Annotated in this window: 17 protein-coding genes and 4 pseudogenes; 12 read left to right on the forward strand and 9 right to left on the reverse strand. The window is 67.8% G+C overall.

What is annotated here, in order from left to right:
* Positions 1–174: 174 nt before the first annotated feature.
* Positions 175–1083, reverse strand: a complete 909-nt coding sequence (locus OG609_RS06925) for an NAD(P)-dependent oxidoreductase (protein WP_327271981.1) — start codon at positions 1081–1083, stop codon at positions 175–177.
* An 83-nt stretch (positions 1084–1166) separates the two neighbouring features.
* Between OG609_RS06925 and OG609_RS06930 the strand changes: the two genes are divergently transcribed.
* Positions 1167–1538 (forward strand): winged helix-turn-helix transcriptional regulator, encoded by a 372-nt coding sequence (locus OG609_RS06930; RefSeq protein ID WP_327271982.1) that lies wholly within the window; start codon positions 1167–1169, stop codon positions 1536–1538.
* A 123-nt stretch (positions 1539–1661) separates the two neighbouring features.
* Positions 1662–3052 (forward strand): annotated as a pseudogene (locus tag OG609_RS06935) (IS1380 family transposase).
* A gap of 173 nt (positions 3053–3225) precedes the next feature.
* Here the strand turns inward: OG609_RS06935 and OG609_RS06940 are convergent.
* The 4 genes and pseudogenes from OG609_RS06940 to OG609_RS06955 all read right to left on the reverse strand — a co-directional run bounded on the left by OG609_RS06940 (position 3226) and on the right by OG609_RS06955 (position 7467).
* Positions 3226–4920 (reverse strand): ISAzo13 family transposase, encoded by a 1695-nt coding sequence (locus OG609_RS06940; protein WP_327271514.1) that lies wholly within the window; start codon positions 4918–4920, stop codon positions 3226–3228.
* An 89-nt stretch (positions 4921–5009) separates the two neighbouring features.
* Positions 5010–5708, reverse strand: a complete 699-nt coding sequence (locus OG609_RS06945; RefSeq protein WP_327271983.1) for a transposase — start codon at positions 5706–5708, stop codon at positions 5010–5012.
* Positions 5709–5803: 95 nt separating this feature from the next.
* Positions 5804–6247: pseudogene (locus tag OG609_RS06950) on the reverse strand (helix-turn-helix domain-containing protein); the annotation flags it as partial.
* Entirely contained in the window at positions 6244–7467 is a 1224-nt protein-coding gene (locus OG609_RS06955) for an MFS transporter (RefSeq protein ID WP_327271984.1), read from the reverse strand. The gene OG609_RS06955 and the pseudogene OG609_RS06950, both read right to left, overlap by 4 nt.
* A gap of 316 nt (positions 7468–7783) precedes the next feature.
* Here OG609_RS06955 and OG609_RS06960 point away from each other — a divergent pair, with 316 nt between their 5' ends.
* Positions 7784–8170 (forward strand): hypothetical protein, encoded by a 387-nt coding sequence (locus tag OG609_RS06960; RefSeq protein WP_327271985.1) that lies wholly within the window; start codon positions 7784–7786, stop codon positions 8168–8170.
* A 904-nt stretch (positions 8171–9074) separates the two neighbouring features.
* Here OG609_RS06960 and OG609_RS06965 read toward each other — a convergent pair.
* Positions 9075–9434: pseudogene (locus OG609_RS06965) on the reverse strand (transposase); the annotation flags it as partial.
* Positions 9435–10229: 795 nt separating this feature from the next.
* Here OG609_RS06965 and OG609_RS06970 point away from each other — a divergent pair.
* The 3 genes and pseudogenes from OG609_RS06970 to OG609_RS46110 form a co-directional block, all read left to right on the forward strand.
* Complete coding sequence (locus OG609_RS06970) at positions 10230–10655, forward strand: integrase core domain-containing protein (RefSeq protein ID WP_327271986.1); 426 nt, start codon at positions 10230–10232, stop codon at positions 10653–10655.
* 400 nt (positions 10656–11055) lie between these two features.
* A complete protein-coding gene (locus OG609_RS06975; protein ID WP_327271987.1) occupies positions 11056–12429 on the forward strand; it encodes a PP2C family protein-serine/threonine phosphatase in 1374 nt (457 codons plus the stop codon).
* 164 nt (positions 12430–12593) lie between these two features.
* A pseudogene (locus tag OG609_RS46110) lies at positions 12594–12856 on the forward strand (hypothetical protein); the annotation flags it as partial.
* Here OG609_RS46110 and OG609_RS06985 read toward each other — a convergent pair.
* Positions 12826–13932: an IPT/TIG domain-containing protein gene (locus OG609_RS06985; protein WP_327271988.1), complete on the reverse strand. Its 1107-nt coding sequence runs from the start codon at positions 13930–13932 to the stop codon at positions 12826–12828. The pseudogene OG609_RS46110 and the gene OG609_RS06985 overlap by 31 nt on opposite strands.
* A gap of 357 nt (positions 13933–14289) precedes the next feature.
* The gene (locus tag OG609_RS06990; RefSeq protein WP_327271989.1) at positions 14290–15036 is read right to left on the reverse strand and encodes an IPT/TIG domain-containing protein; all 747 of its coding nucleotides are present in this window, start codon (positions 15034–15036) and stop codon (positions 14290–14292) included.
* A 1359-nt stretch (positions 15037–16395) separates the two neighbouring features.
* On the opposite strand from OG609_RS06990, the gene OG609_RS06995 reads away from it, so the two are divergent.
* Together OG609_RS06995 and OG609_RS07000 are read left to right on the forward strand one after the other, a co-directional pair.
* Complete coding sequence (locus tag OG609_RS06995) at positions 16396–16611, forward strand: DUF6225 family protein (protein WP_327271990.1); 216 nt, start codon at positions 16396–16398, stop codon at positions 16609–16611.
* 130 nt (positions 16612–16741) lie between these two features.
* Positions 16742–17521 carry a hypothetical protein gene (locus OG609_RS07000; RefSeq protein ID WP_327271991.1) on the forward strand — a complete coding sequence of 260 codons (780 nt, stop codon included), beginning with the start codon at positions 16742–16744 and terminating at the stop codon, positions 17519–17521.
* Positions 17522–17677: 156 nt separating this feature from the next.
* Here OG609_RS07000 and OG609_RS07005 read toward each other — a convergent pair whose 3' ends face one another.
* Positions 17678–17890, reverse strand: coding sequence for a hypothetical protein (locus OG609_RS07005; protein ID WP_327271992.1), 213 nt, complete (start codon positions 17888–17890; stop codon positions 17678–17680).
* Positions 17891–18494: 604 nt separating this feature from the next.
* Between OG609_RS07005 and OG609_RS07010 the strand changes: the two genes are divergently transcribed.
* The 4 genes from OG609_RS07010 to OG609_RS07025 all read left to right on the forward strand — a co-directional run bounded on the left by OG609_RS07010 (position 18495) and on the right by OG609_RS07025 (position 20142).
* The gene (locus OG609_RS07010; protein WP_145763116.1) at positions 18495–18650 is read left to right on the forward strand and encodes a DUF6131 family protein; all 156 of its coding nucleotides are present in this window, start codon (positions 18495–18497) and stop codon (positions 18648–18650) included.
* Positions 18651–18764: 114 nt separating this feature from the next.
* Positions 18765–19319 (forward strand): hypothetical protein, encoded by a 555-nt coding sequence (locus tag OG609_RS07015; RefSeq protein WP_327271993.1) that lies wholly within the window; start codon positions 18765–18767, stop codon positions 19317–19319.
* A 184-nt stretch (positions 19320–19503) separates the two neighbouring features.
* Positions 19504–19881, forward strand: a complete 378-nt coding sequence (locus tag OG609_RS07020) for a hypothetical protein (RefSeq protein ID WP_327277961.1) — start codon at positions 19504–19506, stop codon at positions 19879–19881.
* Positions 19882–19968: 87 nt separating this feature from the next.
* The gene (locus OG609_RS07025) at positions 19969–20142 is read left to right on the forward strand and encodes a CsbD family protein (protein WP_327271994.1); all 174 of its coding nucleotides are present in this window, start codon (positions 19969–19971) and stop codon (positions 20140–20142) included.
* Positions 20143–20596 lie beyond the last annotated feature (454 nt).

Raw genomic sequence — 20596 nt, forward strand, 5'->3', positions numbered from 1 at the left:
CCAACCGTGAGAACTCATCGATCGCTGAGTGCACGAAGGGTGGGGTCGTGGAACCGGCGTAGCCCCACTCCGAGCCGGGTCAGGTCCCGGGTCACGGTCCGCCGAGGGCGCAAGTAGGCGGTGGGGTCTGGGCGGAGTCGCGGCTGGGAGTGTGTTCATCGGTCCCGCGTTTGGTCAGCGTGGTCCTCGTATGCTGTCGATGATGCGGGTCCAGTTGTCGCTGCCATTTCCTTCCTCAATCGCGCGCCGATAGTGGGCCTGCACGGCCAGTGGGAGCGCGAGGTCGAGGCCGAGTGACGTGCTGGTCTCGACGATGTGGTCGGACGTCGCACCCATCATGGTGACCGTGCTGAGGTCGCCGGGATGCTCTCCAGCATCCAGCGCGGCGCCGGGGTTCTCTTCGCCAGCCCTCAGGATGTCGCCAATCGAGTCGGCGGAGGAGAGCAACTCTGGCAGCGCTTCCTTGGCCTTCATTCCTGCGGTGCCTAGCATCGCGGTGGCGTGCATCAGTCCGGACAGGGTGGTGAGGAACACCGCGAGCTGGGCTTGATACATCATCTGAGCGAGGCCCGGGTCCTCGCCCAGGTGCTTTGGTGTGCCGAGCAGTGTCAACGCCGCCAGGTGGCTCTCCATCACCTGGTATCGGCCGCTGTAGTAGACATAGGCTGCCTCGGTGCCGACCATCGGCGCGGGGACCATGACGCCACCGGTGAGGAAGGTGGCGTCGTGGCCCGCTGCCCAGGTTGCTGCCTCGCGTGTGCGGTCGGGAGTGTCAGAGCTCAGGTTGACCAGCGTCCGGCCGGCGAGCGATTCGGTGGCGCTGTCGAGGACGTCGTACATCGCCTGGTAGTCGGTGAGGCTGAGGATCAACAGGTCACTCGCTTCGACCGCCTCGCTGGGTGTCGCCGCGAGCGTGGCTCCGTCGGTGACGACGCCGTCGGCCCGACTGACGGTGCGGTTCCATACGGTGACCGGGTGGCCGGCGGTGAGTAGGGTGCGGGTCATCGCCTGGCCCATCGGGCCAAGCCCGATCACGGTGACAGCGCCGTCTTGCCTGGTGGTGCGGTTCTCTTGTTCGTTCACCCCTCCATGCTCGGAGAGCGCCACTATTCTCGGAAGTACCCACTATTTTCTGCGGTACTTACCTTTTAGTAAGGGGATCAGTGATGGCCAAGGCGCCGAGATGCGGGCCTTACATCTGCGGCATCGACGCTGCGCTCGACGTGGTGAGCGGCAAGTGGAAGGGACTGATCCTCTGGGAACTTGACGCCCATCGCGTACGCCGCTTCGCTGAGCTCCGCCGCGGTCTGCCAGGAGTGAGCGAGAAGATGCTGACGCAGCACCTGCGTGAGATGGAGGTGGACGGTCTCGTGCACCGGGAGGTTTATGCCGAGGTGCCGCCGCGGGTGGAGTACTCCCTGACTGAGCACGGGCGCACGCTCAATCAAGCGCTCGGGCCGCTCGGCGCCTGGGGGGTTGAGCGGATGCGTCGCGAAGGCTCCGAAGCGGTCGACGTCGCCGAGACCTCACACGGCTAAGCCTTGATCCACCGATCTGATGGCTGTGGATGACTCTTCGAGAAACAAGGAAGTGCCTTGTGACCTGCGATGATGGGAGTTCTTGAGGCTTCCAGCACGCACGATCGGCAAGGCACTTCCGAGATGCAAGTTTCCCATACTCCAGCGGCGGTCTCCGCTGCGTTCGATGACCCGAATCTGGTCGCGCATGCCGGGCTGGTTCCGGTGATGCGGCTGGCCGAACGGTGCGGGCTGTCGGGCCTGGTGGCGCAGAAGGTGAAGCTGAGCGGGACGAGGAACGGCGCGGGTGCGTCGGCGGACGTCAAGGTCAGCAGCATCGTGGCCGGCATGGCGGCGGGCGCGGACAGTATCGACGACCTCCATATCCTGCGGCACGGCGCGATGCCGGCCCTGTTCCGGGGGCCCGTGCGCCGTCCACGCTGGGCACCTTCCTCCGTTCGTTCACCCACGGTCACGCACTCCAACTCCACGCTGTCCACCGCAGGTTCCTCGGTCAACTGGCCGCGCACGCCCCGCTGCTGCCCGGTGCCGGCGACAAGGCGTTCATTGATATCGACTCCACCCACAAGCGGGTCTACGGCCGGGCCAAGCAGGGTGCCGAGTACGGCCGGTTCAAGGGCATCCGCACCCTGCACCCCCTGCTCGCCACGATCTGCACCCCGCACGCGCGGCCGGTGATCGCCACAGTACGGATGCGCCGCGGCAAGGCAGCCGATTCCCGTGGGGCCCCGAAGTTCGTCAGTGAGGCGCTGTCCACCGCCGTCGAGGCGGGCTGCACCGGCACCCGGATCCTGCGAGCGGACTCGCAGTTCTACAACGCCGGGGTGATCTCGGCCTGCCGCCGGGCTGGAGCCCACTTCTCGATTACCTGCGGGTTGAACCCCTCCATCAAACGGGCCGTCCTCGGCATTCCCGACCAGGCCTGGCAGCAGATCACATACCCGACCGCGGTGCCCGATCCTGCAACCGGTGAGCTCGTCTCGGACGCCGAAGTCGCCGAGATACCCGCCTACACCGCCTTCGCCAGCCGCACGAAAGCGGAGCGGGTCACCGCGCGGCTGATCGTGCGCCGGGTCCGTGACCTGGCCAAACCCGCCATTGTGGGTGAGCAGGGCGAGTTGTTTCCCGTCTGGCGCTACCACCCGTTCTTCACCGACCAGCCTGCACAAACCCTCCAGGCCGAACGCGAACACCGCCACCACGCGGTCATCGAGCAGGTCATCGCCGACAGCAAAGCCTCCGCCCTGGCCCACCTGCCCTCCGCACACTTCCACGCCAACGCAGCATGGCTCACCCTGTGGGCGATGACCTACAACCTGCTGCGGGCCACCGGCGCACAAGCCTCCGCCTTCCACGCCAGGGCCACCACCGCCACGATCCGCACCCACCTGGTCCATGTTCCGGCCCGGATCGCCCACTCCGCCCGCCGCATCACACTGCACCTACCGCACAACTGGCCCTGGCAGCACGCCTGGACACACCTGTTCTCCACGGCCCACGGACCGGCCGGCTGATACGAACAGCCCCTGCCCACCCCGCCCGCAAGGGCCCGACCGGAACCGAACCGTGGAAATGCTGGGCAGACCAGCGGAAACAACCTGCCCTCACCCGACCACCCGACCCCAAGCCGATCAAAAGACCACTCTCAAACCACCTCGGTGGATCAAGGCTAAGGGCCCGTAAAGATTCAACACGTTGGTTTGGTCTTTGTCGTGAGGGTCGCGCCGTGTGCGGTGGCGTGGACGAGGAGTCCTGCCAGGGTGCTGAGGTGTGCTGCTGGGGGCTGGGATGTGTGCGCGTGCTGGTCCATCAGTCGTCGGATCTCGCTGGTGGTGTGGCGGATGGTGTCCTTGCTGACGTCGAAGAGGTGGGCCAGCACGGTAGGTGGCAGAGCGAGGTTTTGTTGCAGCACGGTGGCCAGGACCCGGTCGGCCAGGTCGAGTTTGGCTTTGCGGCCGCCGCCCGGGGCCCGGCGCCGGGTGCCGCCGTCGCGTCGGGTGGCCGGGTCCTGTTTCTGCAGCGCCTGCCAGCCGGGGGTCAGGGTCTCGGTCAGCTCGGTCAGTGCGGTGCAGGTCATGCCGGTCAGCACGGGGTGTGACAGGGCACCGCGGTCGATGACCGCTGCCGGCCCGGGCGTCGGCGGCCTGGTGTGGCCTGCCGGGCTGGCGGGGTGGGGGTGCACGGTGTAGTTCCATTCGCCGTGGAAGGCATGCCCGGTGACCGGCACCGCGTTCAGCTCCGCATCGCTGACCTTCACACCGGTGGGATAGGTGCCGGTGTCGAGTTCGGCGTGGACGGTGAGACCGGTGCGGGTGGTGGTCGCGGCGATGGACTGCACGACGACCTCGTGGCTGTTCAGCGGTCTGCCGCGCCAGTTCATGGTGATGGCGGAGAACAGCCGATGCTCCACCTTGTTCCACTTCGATGTGCCCGGCGGCATGTGACAGACCGTGACGGCCAGGCCGGTCCGGGCGGCGAACGCGGCCAGCTCGGTCTTGAAGGCCCGGGTGCGGTAGCCGTTGGAGCCGCCGGCATCGGCAGTGATCAGCAGACGTCTGGCCTGCGGGTAGTCGAGGCGTCCTTGCCCGTTCCACCAACGGCCGATCGATTCGACCGCGAAGGCTGCGGTGTCGTGATCCGTACCGACATTCACCCAGCCGGTGTCCGCCGCCAGATCGTAGATGCCGTAAGGCAGGGCCTTGCCCAGTGCATCGCCGGGGAAGTCATGGACGTCAACCCGCACGGGTTCACCGGCCGGCCGCCACTGACGTCCCGCATTCTTGAACTCCCCGACGACTTCCTTCTTCTTCGTGTCCACACTGACCACCGGCTCGCCCTCCGCCTGATGGTCCTTGACCTGGTCGTTGATGTAGCGGAACTGCGCGTCCCGGTCGGGGTGCTGAGCGCCCTCAAGGGTCTTGGCATTGGCCTGCAGACTGAAGCCGTTCTCCCGCAGCAGCCTGCCCACGGTCGGCGCTGACGCGGCATGGCCCTGCCGCGTCAGCTCCCCGGCCAGAGACCGCAGCGACTTGGTCGTCCACCGCAGCGGCGACATCGGATCGCCCCGCTCATCCGGCTCGACCAGCGCCAGCAACGCCGGAACGAGCAGCCGGTCAAGCTTCTCGGCGCTCTTGCGACCGCCGCCGTCCCGGCGGACCCGGCCATCGGGCAGTGGGTCCTCACCGCCCTCCAACTCAAAGACGCCCTTCCGCACCGTCGTCTCGCTCACCCCTGCGGCACGCGCGACGGCCCGGACCCCGCCGTGCCCCAGCAGCCGGGCCTCGGCGGCCAGCGCCAGCCGCTGCTGCCGCTCATTCAGGTGAGGGAACAACACTCCGAATCTCAGGGCAAGTTGGTCACGAACCTCGCTCGGTATGCGCATACCACACCAACGACAGGGAGGCCGTGAAGCAACGTGTTGATTCTTTACGGGCCCTAAGTGGTCGGCTTCGGAAATCCTTCGGGGGTTGATCATGCTGCCGGTGCCACGGAGGATTGGTCGTGGTGATCGGCGGTGTGCCGGTCGAGCCTGGCCAGTAGATCGTCCAGGTCGGAGGTGGTGAACTTCCACTGGAACGGCTGTGCCGTGGCGTTGTAGCGGTCTTCGAAAGCTCGGAGCCGATCCCTGACCTGGGCAAGGTCGGTGAAGTCGTTGGGTGAGACGACCTTGCGCTGTACGACGGAGAAGTAGATCTCGACCTGGTTCAGCCAGGAGGCGTGGACAGGTGTGTGGACCATGACCGCGTTCGGGAACGCGGCGGACAGTCGGTCGGTGGCTTTCTTACCGCGGCGAGAGGAGCCGTTGTCGACGATCCAGAACACGCGCTTGGCGCTGGCGTACGGCTCCTGGGTCATGACCTGGGTGACCAGGTTCATGAACGGTTCGATGCCGGTGCGCGGTTCGGTGCGGCCGAATATCTGCGCGTGGCGAACGTCGTAGGCGGCGAGATAGGCCAGGGCTCCGCCGCGGCCGTAGGTGTGGTTGACGCGCATCGCGCGGGCCTGCCCGGGAGCGAGGGTGGGGTGGCAGTGGGCCTGGACGGAGGTCTTCTCATCCGCGCTGATGACGTACTCGTCCGTATCGAGCGGTTTGCCCTGCCAGGTGCGGCGTACAAGTCCAGCACGCGTTCGGCCTTGGCGCGGAAGCCGGCGTCGGTGATGAAGATCCATGAGCGGTGCTGCCAGGGCTTGAGCGCGTCCCGTGCGAGCCAGCGGCGCACGGTGGAGGCCGACAGGAACGTCGCGATGCCACGTTCGGCGGCCTCGCGGGCCAGCTCCGGGCAGCTCCAGCGGGACAGCGGCACGCCGGTCTCGGCGGGCAACTGGCAGGCCAGGGCGGTGATTTGAGCCGCCTGCAGTGCGGTGAAAGAGGGTGGGTGGCCGGGGCGCTTGCGGTCCGCCAGGCCAGGCAGCCTCGTTTCAGCGAAGCGGCCCCGCCACCTGCGCACGGTGTCTACATGTACCCCGACGCGCTCTGCTATGCGTGCGTTGGCCAGCCCTTGTGCCGCGTGTAGGACGATCTGCGCGCGTAGGCGCAGCCGGTACTCGGTCTTGTGGCCCCAGGCCATCTTCTTCAACTGGTGCCGCTCGTCTGCGGCCAGAGCTATCGGACGTGCGGTGGCGACGGGCACGGATACCTCTCGACCGGTGGGCGGTCCCATAGAACGGCTCCACAACTCAGTGCAGCGGGCTATGAGGGAACGGCTCATGCCCTGACGCTTTCGACACCGACGGTGCGGGCACGGACCACGAACGGCCGGGAGATGACGGTGAGGGCGACGGAGACTGCGGCTGTGGCGGTGATCGCGGTGCCTGGAGTGAGGTGTTGGGCGATCCCGCCGGCGATCACGGCGCCGATGCCCTGCCACGTCATCCGGCCTGCGGACTCCACACCCTGGATCTGGCCGCGGACCGGATCGGGGGTCAGCGCGAGAAGCTGCTCCTGCAGGGGCAGGGTGGCGGCGAACCCGGCGCTGGCAATGAACACTGCGGCTGTCGCAACCGGCAGGGGTGGGTGGATCGCGAACAGCAGGTAAGGGGCAGCGAGTAGCAGTCGGAGGGCAAACGCATAGCGGCGTCGCTGGTCTGCGGTGAGCAGTCGCCCGACGGTCAGGTCTCCCAGGAGCATGCCTGCCGATCCGGCGGCCAGGAGAGCGCCGGCGTGATGCGGGTCGTAGGAGATGAACAGAGCCTCGCAGCCGACGATCAGGCCGTTGGGAACCCACAGGTTCAGCAGGAGTGCCCGCTGGCCGGAGTGGGAGAAGAGCGCGATGTTGGTGGTCCAGGTCTGACGCAGTCCGGGGCGACGGGTCAGACGGATCGAGTGTTCCCGGACGGTTGTGCCCACCACGATCAACCCGATTCCTGTCAGGGCTGAGGCGACGATGAAGATTCCTTGCGGGCTCAGGTACCGCAATAGCACGGCGCCGATGGCGTAGCCGAGGATCGCCATGCCACCGGAGGTGATGTTCATCAGCGAACGTGCCAACGCGTAGGCGGAGGCCGGTACAACCTCGGCGAGCAGCCCCATCCGCGTGCCGGTCCCCAGGGACTGGAAGAATCCCAGCACCAGCAGTAGAGCGAACCGGGGAGCCAACGAAAGCCCTGGGATCGCCTGCGCGGCAACACCCATGAGCGAGACGCACTGGAGCGCGACGAGGGTCCGGCGGGGACGGCGCCCGTCCGCGACCGACATCAGCGTCAACGCACCGAACACGGTGGCGAATGTGGCACCGTACATGCTCACGGCGGTCAGGAATGGAGAGTTGGTCTGGTGGTTGACCAGGGTGCCGAGCGCGAAGCCCGACAAGGTGCTCGCGGCGACCATGAGCGTGAAGCTGGCGTACAGGCCGGTGAACTCGCGATTGCGGAGCAGAGCGCGGTAACCGGCAGGGGCAGGTGTGACGAGTGCTGAGGTGTCAGAAGGCATGAAAAAAGCCTCCGGACGCGCGCGCCGTGGGCGCCGCCGAAGGCCAACGCGATCATTTTAGCACTCGCCCCAGACCTGCCCACGACCCGCCAGCATCACTTCGACCACGTCGCGGCCGCGACCGCTCGACGAAGCGACGTGCATGGTCCCGACTCCTGAGTCAACCCCCGAAGGATTTCCGGAGCGGACCACTAAGCCTGGATCCACCGGCTGTCCCGGGTCCTGTGGATAGAGAAATGAAGAGAGGCGCCTGCTGACCTGCGAAGATGGGAGTTACCACACCACCATCACGCACTATCAGCAAGGCACCTCGTAGATGAAAGTTTCCCACATCCCGGCGGCGGTCTCTGCTGCGTTCGATGACGGGAATCTGATCGCGTATGCGGGGCTGGTCCCGGTGATGCGGCTGGCCGAGCGGTGCGGTCTTTGGCGTCTGGTGGCCGAGAAGGTGAAGCTGCCCGGGGCGGGCAACGGTGCGGGTGCGGCGGCGGACGCCAAGGTCACCAGCATCGTGGGCGGTATGGCCGCAGGCGCGGACAGCATCGAGGACCTTCACCTGCTGAGGCACGGTGCGATGCCGGCCGTGTTCGACGGTATCCGTACCCCGTCCACGCTGGGCACGTTCCTGCGCGCGTTCACCCACGGTCATACGCTCCAACTCCACGCCGTGCACCGCAGGTTCCTCGGCGCGCTGGCCGCGTAGATGGGGATGAGGTAGGGACGTGAAGCAAGGATCTCCACCACACCCTCCGCCAGATGCCCGGCCCCGTGGAACTTCCCTGGGAGTCGTAATCTGCGGGGACGGACACGGCCCCACTTGCTCGGCTGGGGTGAGATGAATGCCGCCGCAAGGTCCGGAATTTACGGTCGATGGGCAACTGACCCGGCTGTTGGCGGAATCCTCCTGTCACATTTCGGGTCGGAGCACTCCGGCGCATCGAATCTTTCGCTGCGATGACTTCATGTTCATCGGATCGTAAGTCCGACAACGGTGATCGCGGCACCGGCGTCCTCACCTTGAACCACCCGTCGCCCTGCGACAATTCTGGCGCATGTGGCTGCACTGCAATCGGGTGCCACCGTCAGCACTGCCTCGGCAATCTCAGGGATCCATGCAAGGCCGTTCAGGGCATCGGCGAGAATCTCCCGAGCCATAGCAACGTTGGGAGGCCGGAATGCCGAGACTGTTGTCTGACCGCAGGAATGGCCATCGTTACATGGATGCGCTGCGGCGAGGCTCTTGGCCACGGTAGCCAGGGCTCTGGCACGGCCGCCGGGGTCAGCAATCTCCGGGCCACGGCAGCAGCTTCGTCGGCGACAGCAGCAGCCACCTCACCCCGCCCAACCCCAGCGGGCATCGGCTGCATGGACCGGCAGGCACGTTGGAAGGAACTTGGCCGCCACCTGGAGCCGTGGAGCACGGAACTCAGGGGCTGTAGGCGGTCGAGTGTTCGCGCCTCGCCGACATCGCCCGGCTCGACAGAAAGCCGGAGTGGCACGGGGCCAGCCCGAGCACGGCAGGCCGTCGCAACACCGCACGACGGAGCCCCGCCTCCCCGGCGGGGCTCCGTCGTCTCGTCCGCTCTCACACAGCCCCTATGACGGGGTCACGATCGCATGGCCCTGACCAGGTGGAACACCTCGCGGGCGGCGTAGCGTTTGAGGCACCGGACGATTTCGCGTCGGGTCTTGCCTTGCTTGAGTCGGCGTTCGTAGTACTCCTGGGTGCGCGGGTCGCAGCGCAGGCGGGTCTGCACGATCCGGTGCAGGGCGGCGTTGGCCTGCCGGTCGCCGCCGCGGTTGAGGCGACGGTATTGCCGGGTGCCCGAGGAACGCTCGACGGGGCTGACCCCGCACAGCGCGGCAAACGATGCCTCACTGCCGAGGCGCTCCGGGTTGTCCCCCATAGTGATCAGCAGAGTGGCGGCAGTGTCCGGGCCGATGCCCACCACAGCGAGCAGCTGCGGGGCGTGGCGTTCCGCGAGTCGGGTCAGTCGGGCGGCTCGGGGACCGGGCGGGAGCCGGGACCCGGCGCCGGGGGCGGCTCCGCGTCTGGCTGGGGCCCGGGTTCGCTGGGACCTGGCTCGGACGGCGGTTGCGGGTCGTGTGGCACCGGATCCGGCCGACTGGGGACTGGCCCGGGACCCTCGGGGGAAGGTTCGGTGGTCATCGCTCTCGTCCTTTCTCGCGTCGCTGCTTCGCACCATCCCAGCGGACCAACCGCAAGTTGAGTGAGGTCGCCTCGGAAATAGTCCGTGGCAACGGGGCAGGGTCCTGGCGCCATCGCCGGCATCTCACGCAGGGATGGAGACCGTCAGCAAAGGAGTTGGGCAGCCATACGCGAATCGGACACGAGGCCCTCACATGGCCACACCGGTGATGCTCCTGGCTGCTCGCCCCTTCCTCCTGCATGGTGGCGGGGATGTCCCAGTGCGGCAGCGAGAGCAGGACGCCACGCTGCTTTGAAGGAGCTGCGCATCACCGACTGCATGCGTCGGTCTTCGTCACGGGCGTCGAACGCGCCCTCCCCCACCATGCTTCCACCGTGCCCCGAAACTCGCCCGGTGCGCGTGGCTGTGTCCACTCAAGCTACCGTCGGCAACCACTACGGCGAACACATCACTGGAAACGTCGTCACCGTTGGCCGCGGTCACCACTCCGTACCGAGCGGCGGGTTCGCCTCCCACCGCATCCGGGTCAGTGACCCAGCGGGCCGGAGATCGCCCAGGGTGCCTCCACCGGTAACCAACGATGGGCTTGCCGTGCCGCATGCGTCGCGGACGAACCTCGCCGACCTAGGCGAGCGGGGCGCCGGGCCCCGGTTCCTGCTACGCGACCGCGACAGCAAGTACGTCGACGCCTTCGATGCCGTCTTCACCGCCGAGGACACTCAGGCGCTGCTCAGCGCGCCCCGGGCACCGCGCATGAACGCGCATTGCGAACGCGTGATCGGCACCATCCGCCGCGAGGCCCTTGACCACGTCCTGATCCTGGGCGAGAGCCACGCCAGGAAGGTCCTGACTGACTACCAGGACCACTACAACGGACACCGGCCGCACCAATCCCGGCAACAGCTACCGCCCAGCGCGACCGAGCAGCCCGCAATCGTGCACGACCTCGACGACCGAAGCCTGCTCCGCACCAGAGTCCTCGGCGGCATCATCAACGAGTATCGATACGCCGCGTGACCTGCAACGACGACTTTTCGAGCCCCACAGGGTCTTGCTCGCGATGTACGGGGTGACAGTGGCCAGGTCTACCGGGTCCACCTCCCAGCCCTCGTCGATGAGGTCGTTGGCCACTTCGTGATGTCCACGGCGGTATGAAAAATGAGGCAGTTCGCCAGCAGCTCGCCGAGATCGCCCCGGACTGGCCCCTCCCCTTGGACCAGGACCGAAGGCTGGACGTACCCATCTCTTCGACTGGGTGTTGGAGCCGTACTTCCGAAATCGGAAGTCACAGCAAGGCCAGCGGACGGACAGAACGAGGCCGCCGCAGGAAGGCTGAGAGAAGACCCGCCCCGTGCCCGTCGGCTGGCTGGCTGGCTGGCTGGCTGGGGGTGCACTATCGATGGAACATAAGGGGTATATGGGTCTGCGACGTGTGTGGGATCACTTCCGCGAGCATCCAGCCGGCGGTGGGCTGGTGGCGGTCCCGTTCGTGCTGATTGTGACGATCGCCGTGCTGGACATCTACACCGGGCGCGATATCCATCTGGGCCCACTGCTGGTCATCGCGCCCGCTCTGACCGCCTCCCTCGCCGGGCCACGGCTCACCGCTCTCGCCGGGGTCCTGGCAGTGACGGCCCAGGTGCTCATCGCCGTGTTCCACGGCGGACTGACCACGACCAACCACGTGGCGCAGATCATCGCGCTGGCCGCGCTCTCCGCCTTGGCGGTTTTCATGCGGTGTGTGCGGGAGCGGCGCGACCGGGCACTGAGCCGCGCACGCTCTGTAGCGGAGACGGCTCAGCGGGTTCTGCTTCGGCCTCCACCACGCCGGATCGGGCCGCTGCGGGTGGCATGGCTGTACATGTCCGCGGAGGACGAGACCGAGATCGGAGGTGATCTGTTTGCGTTCGCCCGCGCCGCGCATGCCGCGACCCGGGTGGTCATCGGCGATGTCCGGGGCAACGGGCTGGCCGCCATCGGTGAGGCCTCGCTGGTGCTGGGGGCATTCCGTGAGGGCGCTCACCGGTATGCCACCCTCCCCGGGCTGGTAGCCGCCCTCGGAGACAGCGTCTCCCGGAACCTGGAGGACGTGGCGGACACCGAGCACGACCCCGGCGAGCACTTCATCACCTGCCTCGTCCTGGAGATCCCCGACGATGCCCTGGCGGCCGCCGAGGTGATCAATTGCGGACATCCCCCACCTCTGCTGGTGCACGATCAGCAGGTCACGGTCCTGTACGCCCGACAGCCCCTGCCTCCGCTGGGCGTGTGCGAACGAACGATCGAGGACGACCGCATCGACCCGTTCACCTTCGAAGGCGGTGACATGCTCGTCCTCTACACCGACGGTGTCATCGAAGCCCGCTCACCGTCCGGAGCGTTCTACCCGCTCGCCGAACGGGTCGCCTCCTTCCCCACCACCAACCCCGACACTCTGCTGCACCACATCCACCGCGACCTGCTCGCCCACATCGGCGGCCACCTCGCCGACGACGCCGCCCTCCTGGTCATCGAACGCACCCCATCCCACCGGCCGCACCTCACACCCCATCCCCCCGACGGCCACCCCACTCCGGGGCGGGGGTTTCGGTCGTTCCTCGCGCGCCCAGGTCGGACGCCGTACCGCACAGCCCGGCGGGATTCCCACGCGGTCGTTCCTCGCGCGCCTGGGGCGGACTGCCGCCCGTACGTCGCCTGCGCCTGCCCACCGTCGGTGAAGTACGGATCCACGACTCCGGCAAACGACTCGCGCGACTCGTCGAACGGGATCGGGCGGTCGTACAGTCGGTGACCGTGTCGCGGGCCGGGCACCGCTGGCACGCGTCCGTGCTCTGCAAGGTCACCACCGACCTGCCCGACAAACCGACCCGCCGCCAGCAGGCCCGTGGCACACTCGGCGTCGACCTCGGCGTGAAACACCTCGCCGCCCTCTCTCAGCCCCTCACACCCGACGACCGCTCGGCCGGTGACGGCCGGGGCCGGGTGGTCGCACTCACCCCCGCGGGTCGGGAACTGATCTACCAGGCCTTCACCGAGCACATGCGCAACGAACGCCGCCTCCTGGACACCCTGCCCCCAAGGCGGCGGCATAGCTGGAAGCACTCCTGACCACATGGCTGGGCCACGTGGAACCGCCGCACCGCGCGTGCGTCGCGACGGATCAGGCGGATCCCACGTGCCGGACCGCTCAGATGCCGGGCGGGCCGAGTCGGGTGTAGGGAAGGCCGATACTTGTGCCGCCGGGGGTGACGACCCTGACAGTGACGGCGCCCGCCGCCCCGGGCGGTGCCGTGGTGGTCAGTTGGGTGTCGGAGACCACGGTGAAGCCGGCGGGCACGGCCGCGAACAGTACCGCGGTGGCATACGTCAGTCCGATGCCGGTGATAGTCACGGTTGTTCCGCCTGCCGACGGCCCCTGGCCGGGCGCCAGGCCAGTGATGACCGGGACATCGAGATACAGATAGGTCAGGCTGTTGCTCGTGCCACCTGGCGTGGTGACGGTGACCGGGACCGTGCCGGCGGCACCGGGCGGCACCACCACCCTGATCTCCGTGGCCGAGACGATGGTGTAGGTGGTTGCCGCCGTCGCGCCGAAGCGAACCGCCGTGGCCTGGAGAAGATTCGTACCGGTCAGCGTCACGGAGTTGCCACCGGCCACCTGCCCGGACCCCGCGCTGATCGCGTTGAGAACCGGTGCGCCGAGGTAGTAGTAGGAGACGGCTTGGGTGCTGGTCCCACCGGGAGTGGTGACCGTGACGGCAACCGGCCCCGGACCGCCGGTGGGGACGGACGCGGTCAGCTGGGTCGGTGAGACGACGGTGAACGAACTCGCCGCGTTCACGCCGAAGTGCACAGAGGCCGCCCCGGTGAAGCCGGTCCCGGACAGCGTGACGCTGTTGCCACCCGCGAGTGGTCCCTGGGCCGGAGCTACACTGCTCAGCACCGGAGCGGCGACATACGTATAGGGGATCCCGGCGCTGGTGCCGCCCGGAGTGGTGATCGTGACGTTGACGGTGCCGACGGGCGCGGCGGGGGCGATCGCGGTGACCTGCGTCGCGGAGACGGCGATGAACGCGGCGGCCACGGCGCCGAAGCTGACCGAGGTGGCGCCTGTGAAGCCGGTTCCGGTCAATGTGACCGTGTTCCCGCCGTCGACCGGCCCCTGGTTGGGGACGACGGAACCGATCACGGGCGCCGCGAGCACGAGGGTGAAGTCGGTGGCGTCGCCGGTTCCATGGGGCGCGGTCACCGTGGTCCGTACGGTGCCCGCACCGGCCGGGGCGGCCGCGGCCACCGACGGTTGCGTAACGTGGGGGATTGAGCTGTCGAGGCTCTCCACAGCCGTTCTCCTGTCGAGGTGATGTGATGGGGGCTTTGGGACGGGACGCCACTTCGGAACATGACGGCCGGCGCGCCGCCCGGACCTCCTGGCCGCGCGGCGGTGAGCTGGGGTCTTCGTTCGGATCAGGCCGGATCAGCGAGGGGCACGCGAGCCCGGCGTGATCCGGACGAGAGGCCCTGGTGACGTCGAGCGGTTTGCCCGCCCGGCCGGGCGCGGAACGTCCCGGACCGGGCGGACATCACGCGTCTGGAGGCGGCACCGGCGCCGGGTTTGTTCCGCGTCGGCAGTCGGTGCCGCAGCCGTGGCGGATCAGATGCCGGGGCCTGTCACGTAGGTGAAGGCGCCGACGTCCGTGGCCGTGCCCGCAGGGTTGGAGAGATCGACGTCGACCGCACCGACGGTCCCGGGTGGGGTGACGGCGGACACCGTCGTCGCGTTGATGACCGAGAACGGTGCCGGCACCGAGTTGAACGTGACCTGGGTCGTCGAGGTCAGGTTGGTGCCCGTGATGGTCACGGCGGTCCCGCCCGATGTCGGTCCGGAAGCCGGAGTGACCCCGGTGATGGTCGGGACGTCGATGTACGTGTACGACAGACCGTTGTTGGTGCCTCCGGCGGTCGTCACACTGACGCCCACCGGCCCGGCTGCCGCACCCGCGGGCACGACGACGCTGATCTGGCTGTCCGACAGCACCGTCGGCGTCGCGGAGTTGGCACCGAAGGACACCGCCGTGGCGGTGGACAGGCCGGTGCCGCTGATGACGATGTTGTTGCCGCCCGCGGTGGGGCCCGAGCTCACGCTCAGACCGGACTTGAACGGGGCACCGACATAGAAGAACGGAAGCGGGTTGCTGGTTCCGCCCGGGGTGGTCACCGTCACGCCGACCTCGCCGGAGCCGGACGGCGAGACAGCGGTGACCTGGGTGGGCGAGACGTTGGTGATGCCGGTCGCCGGCTTGGTACCGAAGAGCACAGCGGTGGTACCCGTGAGGTTGGTGCCCGTGATGGTGACAGTGGTACCGCCACCGGTCGAGCCCTGGTTCGGACTGATTGGCATGATCGTCCTCCGTGTGTGAACTGAACTCCCGAGCAAGGGAGTTGACTCAGAGCCTGGTCCGAGTCAGCCCCAGGGGCTGACCTGGATCTCCGGGCCACCGCCGGGCCCGGCCGTCCTCATTCACCTCCTCCTCGGCCTGTCCCGCGGGGTGCCGGAAGCACCCGGGAAGGCGTCAGGAAGTTGCATGCTTGGGAAAGACACCGTCAGCGGATGTCGCAGAGCGGGGTGCCCGGAGCCGTGATGAACCCTGTCGCGGGCCCGCCGCGCACCGGATGCTGTGGCCGGCCCTGCAGCGGGCGCCGCTCCGTACGAGCCGGGACTGCCCCCGCTGTCAAGAACCGGTAGCGATCGCACTGCCCTCGCCGTATGGCCGAGGCGTTCACATGACCGATGCAGGCTCGCTCACGGCGGCAACGGCCGCACGCGGGTCGCAGGGTCCGCGGCCACACGCGTGGCCTCGACGACGAGGTACCCGGTTGTGCGCGGATGGCTCGCGCACCGCTCCCTTGCAGAGGCCGGAGGCTGTCCCATCAGTCCCTGCCACTACCTGACAGAAACGACTGGTCGGATCCACGTCCTCTACAGGGGGCGCCCATCGCGGTCGTCCGGAGCAAACGATGCCGAGGCCCGTCACGCAGGGACGGGTCGGCGAACAGAACGGTTCCGCGCTCCCCCGGAGAGGGATGGGCGGCCCACCGGTTCGGATACCCAAGTGACCCATACAAACGAAATATGACTCAAGCATCTTGACGGCCAACCACCTGAATGGACGAGCGCGCGGAGGGCATGCCAGTCAGCGCGCCGGGGAAAGACGAATCCGCCCACCTGTCCCACCGCACGCCCCCACCTCACGCCACGCAGGGCCCGCCTCACGCATCAGTCGTCATGCCGCCCTTCAGCCCTCCTCACGTCCGCATGCCGGCACGGCCACCCCCGTCCTGCCGGCCACCGAGCTGCTCACCAGGCACCCGATCCGCCGGGAACATCCCGCTTCGCGGGACGTTCCCAAAAACCAGGACCAACCCCTACGAACCAGCCCCGCCAGGCTTGACGAAACAGATAGGGGCACCCCCCGTCGGTGGGGCCACCATCTCCGAGGCGGAAAGGGATCCCGACCGGCACGGAGCAAGACTGACGGCCGCAGAGAAGTCCGGCGCAAGACCCGCCCCGCGAGCCGCCACCGCGAGATTCCTGGGCCACGGCAATCCTCTGACCAGTACGGTGTCCGTCGGCTGGGTTCGGCTCACCACCCGGTGATCAGTTCTTCACCCCAGCCCCCGTACCCCGGATCAGCGCTCTGGCCCGGGGTACAGCCGTGTCATCACCGGGACTATCGGCCCGGTCCTGCATCCTGTGCCCATGGCCGACACCTTTGACCACGCACCATCGGCATGGAACGCCGCGCAGCTCCGCGAAGCGATCAAAGACCTGCCCGATGACGCTCCCATCCGCATCGGTGTCGCCGACGACCCCGGCAACTTCGACTGCCACGCCACCTACGTGCTCGTAGACGCCGAACACGTCGAGACCTGGTGGCCCCCTCCCGGGAACCGGGCCAGGGCGATGCCGTGGTGATCAAATCGTTGCCGCACCGCGTACAACCGCGTACGGCCCTCTCCTGTCCCACAGTCAGCCGCGAGGATGAACCTCCGGCCGTGCGCCTACGCGTTCGGTCCAGGCTGCAGGGGAAAGGGCGAGGTCGAAGATGGGGAAGACGATGTGGAGAGCGGTGGTGGCCGGTGGAGCGGCGGTCATGTTCACAGGGGTGGCGGCGGTGCCGTCCGGGGCGGCGGAGGGCGGGGTCTCCTTCAGCCGGGTCTCGGTGAACGGCGGGAAGCCGATCGTGATCGGGGTCAAGGAGGAGGTCGAGGTGCATGCGGTCTTCCGGATGACGACCAAACTCAGATACGACTTCGGGCCGACGGTGTTCCCCTACCGGGGGAAGCCCGACGCTGGGGACACCGTGCACAGCTCCGTCATCACCAGCGACTGCAAGGTCGTGGACAGGGCGAAAGGAATCTGCGACTTCGAGGAATGGCTGTACATCGACCCGCAGAACCGTGACTTCGGGAACGAGGACGCCGGCACCTGGCGAACTGCTGCTCGGGTCTTTCTCGCCGGCGACGCCCACGACACTGACGACAAGGACCTCCCGTTGCAGGTCAAGCGGGCCACACGCGTCACTGTCAACGCCTCGCCGGAGCCGGTCGCGAAAGGGAAGACGATCACCGTGACCGGGCGGGTCACACGCGCGAACTGGGACACCCACACGTACCAGGGGTACGCGGGGCGCACGGTCAGCCTGCAGTTCAAGGCGGCGGGCGCCTCCTCGTACACAACGGTCAAGAAGGCGACGTCGAGTAGTACGGGGGCGCTCAAGACCACGGTGAAGGCCACCGGGTCGGGGACATGGCGGTGGACGTACTACGGGAACTCCACCTCCGGGGCGAAGTCGTCGACCGGGGATCACGTCGCCGTGCGGTAGGCGACGTGCGCCCCCTTGCAGAAGCGTCATCATCCGGACCGCCGGACCGGGGACTTCAGTACCTCGTCGACATGTGGCCGGCCCCGCAGGAGTCGGAACTCCCTGCACTCCAGCAAGGTCCGATCCCCTGGGCTGGCTGACCTTGAGGGGCGAAGGTCAGGCCGCGTCCCATTGGTGGGCACGGCTGCCCCGCCACTCCACCATCTGGGTATCGTCGATCAGAGTCTCCGGGTCCGGCAGGTCGGCACGGCGGAGGAACTCAATCAGGTCGTGATCATCGTGGGCGAGGCCGAGGACGTGGCCGTAAGCGGTAACCCGGCGGCCTCCGGACGGGGACGGCTGGTGCACGACTATCGGTGCGGAGCGCATGAAACCGGCGTGCGACGGACCACTAGCCACAGCATGCCGACGGCGGTGTCGGGGCGGCACATCTGGCAGGCCACGGCGGCGTCCTCGGCGATCAGGCTCAGCGCCTGCTCGTGAGAGGTAGCTCGTTCAGCCGACAGCAGGGCGCGTCGACACTGCGCCGCTCGCCCTCAGCTGTCACGGTTGGCCCAAGGCCGCATCATCGCCGTCACACTCGATATGCCGCCCCGCCCCGCTCTGGGCGCCTGGGCCGACGTCGCCTTTCACCAGGCGCCAGGGCGGGACGCGTAGTCGTCGGGTCCGGCAGCTTCCAACCCTGCACAAGCAGTCCAGCCGGGGTCACCCTCGTGGACGGTAGGGTCGACATCGCCCGTGCGGGCAGTCTTCCGGTCCCCGTACGTGCCACTCCCCCGGGAAGGGCGCGCTCGTCGTGGGACCCGGTGGCGCCAGGGCGTCGTGGTGGAGACGGGGGAACTGCGGCTGCGCAGGTGAGCACGCGTCCGGCCTGCGGTACGGCGGGCCCTGGCTGACCTTGCTGATCAATTTGTCAGTGAGGCAGGCAGAGAGGACGATTAGGGCTGGGGTTCATGCGTGATCGGAGGAAACCGTGATCGTTATTGGAGTCGTCCTGTTGATTGTGGCGTTCTTGGCCAAGATCACCATTCTGTGGACGGTCGGGATCATCCTGATCGTGATCGGGGCCATCCTGTTCCTGCTGGGACGCCTGGGCCACGCGGTCGGCGGACGACGGCATTACTGGTAGACGCAACCGCGCCCCGCTGTACAGCGTGGGCGGGTGAACGCCCTCTTTGAGGCGTGGGCAGGGGCGGCGGCCGCATTGCACGGGGGCTCACTCGGCTAACGAGCGGAGGACCCAATGTCCCCTATTATCGTGATCATCATTGCCGTCGTGCTGGTGCTTCTCTTGTGCACGGTGGCAGCGCGGATGCTTACCACGCGCCGCCGGAAGCTGCGGGAGCAGTTCGGCCCGGAGTACGAGCGGGCCGTGGAAGCCAAGCACGGCCGCCGGGCGGGCGAGCGCGAGCTGCGCGAGCGCGAGGAACGCCACGACGCGCTGGACATCAAGCCCCTACCCGCACCTGTCCGCGACCGCTACGCCCAGGACTGGACCCGAGTGCAGGAAGGGTTCGTCGACCGGCCCGACGACGCGGTCCACGAGGCGGACCGGCTCGTGACCACACTCATGAGCGAACGCGGGTACCCGACCAAGGGGTACGAGCAGCAGCTGAAGGATCTGTCGGTCGAACACGGGCGCACGCTGGAGCACTACCGCGCCGCCCACGAGGTCAACGACCGCAGCAGCCGCCATCAGGCGACGACGGAAGAGCTGCGCGGCGCGATGGTGCACTACCGCGCGCTGTTCGACGAACTGCTCCACAACGGCGACCGGCCACGCGGGAGCCAGGCGTGAGTCCGCGGCCAACGCTTGAGGACGACGAGCTGGCTCAGTCGGCGCCCGACCGGAACAGGTGACGGACGGAAGTGAAGCGATGCGCAACCAGGACACACCCCAGAGGGACGAGGGCGTTCCGTCCACGGAGGACCTTACCGGTGCCCGGCAGGGCCCCGGAGATGAAGCGCCGGGCTTGGCTGACGTGCCACCGGAGTACCCCGCAGAGGCCACGACCACCGACGGTGAGGGCCGGGAGGAAGGTGGCGGCCGGGCATCCGCCGGTGAACGCCGCGCAGCGGAACCGGCCGAGGAGAACGAACCCTTGCTCGGAGCGGAGCAGGAGGAATTCCGCGCCAGGTGGCAGAAGATCCAGGGCGAATTCGTCGACGACCCCAAGAACGCCGTCAACGCGGCCGACCAGCTGGTCGCCGAGACGATGCAGGCGCTGGCCACGACCTTCTCCGAGCACAAGCGAGGTCTCGAAGGCCAGTGGCAGCGCGGTGAGCAGGTGGCGACCGAAGATCTGCGCCTTGCGCTCCAGCGGTACCGCTCGTTCTTCAACCGCCTGCTCAGCACCTGACCAACCCTGCCGCCGCCATGCCCGCAGACGACCGCTGATTGGCCCCTCTCGATGCACTGGCAGATCACTCACAAAGGACGGCAGACCATGAGCATCGCCAAGAAGATCGCGCACAAAGCCGAAGCGGTCAAAGGCGGCACCAAAAAGGCTGCCGGCCGCGGAACAGGTAGCCGACGTCTGCAGGCGGAAGGACGCGGCGATCAGATCAAGGGCAACGTCAAACAGGCTGCGGCGAAGATCAAGGACGCCTTCAAACACTGACCATTGGACCCTCTCGACCCGCCCCGCAGGGGCTCTACACGGGGGTGTGACGCTCCAGGGCATGCTGGCGGGTCCTTTGGTCAGGTGGCGCCAGAAGGGGGCGGCGGTGAGGTCGGGCGAACGAGCCAACATCACCCAATCGAGTTCAGTGACTGGGAGACGAAGGAACGCGGTGGTCGACGTCGGTTACAGGCGCTTTCTACGCGCTGGTCTCGCAAGCGCGCTGCCCCGTCTGGGAGTTCTCTGCGCCTTCGCGCAACGTCTTCCTTCATGAGCCGTCGGTGCGGCCGTGCCAGACGGTGCCTTCCCACTTCACGTACTGCTGTGTCCTGTCCCTGAGGAGGACGGGCTTGAGGTGGCAGTGGAACTGGAGCGTGCGGCCCTGGTTCCGCCGGATGCAGCTGAACCGCTTCGCACTGTTCTCGTGCCGTACAAGTCGGCTCGCGTGAAGGGG

This window comes from Streptomyces sp. NBC_01224 (assembly GCF_036002945.1).
Taxonomy (GTDB): domain Bacteria; phylum Actinomycetota; class Actinomycetes; order Streptomycetales; family Streptomycetaceae; genus Streptomyces.

Excerpts from the sequence above, each read along its gene's own strand:
- OG609_RS07015 (WP_327271993.1), top strand. The coding sequence starts at position 18,765 with ATGTCCCCTATTATCGTGATCATCATTGCCGTCGTGCTGGTGCTTCTC.
- OG609_RS06930 (WP_327271982.1), top strand. The coding sequence starts at position 1,167 with ATGGCCAAGGCGCCGAGATGCGGGCCTTACATCTGCGGCATCGACGCT.
- OG609_RS06945 (WP_327271983.1), bottom strand. The coding sequence starts at position 5,708 with ATGGATCTTCATCACCGACGCCGGCTTCCGCGCCAAGGCCGAACGCGT.
- OG609_RS06940 (WP_327271514.1), bottom strand. The coding sequence starts at position 4,920 with ATGCGCATACCGAGCGAGGTTCGTGACCAACTTGCCCTGAGATTCGGA.
- OG609_RS07000 (WP_327271991.1), top strand. The coding sequence starts at position 16,742 with ATGGGGAAGACGATGTGGAGAGCGGTGGTGGCCGGTGGAGCGGCGGTC.
- OG609_RS06990 (WP_327271989.1), bottom strand. The coding sequence starts at position 15,036 with ATGCCAATCAGTCCGAACCAGGGCTCGACCGGTGGCGGTACCACTGTC.
- OG609_RS06955 (WP_327271984.1), bottom strand. The coding sequence starts at position 7,467 with ATGCCTTCTGACACCTCAGCACTCGTCACACCTGCCCCTGCCGGTTAC.
- OG609_RS06960 (WP_327271985.1), top strand. The coding sequence starts at position 7,784 with ATGAAAGTTTCCCACATCCCGGCGGCGGTCTCTGCTGCGTTCGATGAC.
- OG609_RS07005 (WP_327271992.1), bottom strand. The coding sequence starts at position 17,890 with ATGCGCTCCGCACCGATAGTCGTGCACCAGCCGTCCCCGTCCGGAGGC.
- OG609_RS06995 (WP_327271990.1), top strand. The coding sequence starts at position 16,396 with ATGGCCGACACCTTTGACCACGCACCATCGGCATGGAACGCCGCGCAG.
- OG609_RS07025 (WP_327271994.1), top strand. The coding sequence starts at position 19,969 with ATGAGCATCGCCAAGAAGATCGCGCACAAAGCCGAAGCGGTCAAAGGC.
- OG609_RS06975 (WP_327271987.1), top strand. The coding sequence starts at position 11,056 with ATGGGTCTGCGACGTGTGTGGGATCACTTCCGCGAGCATCCAGCCGGC.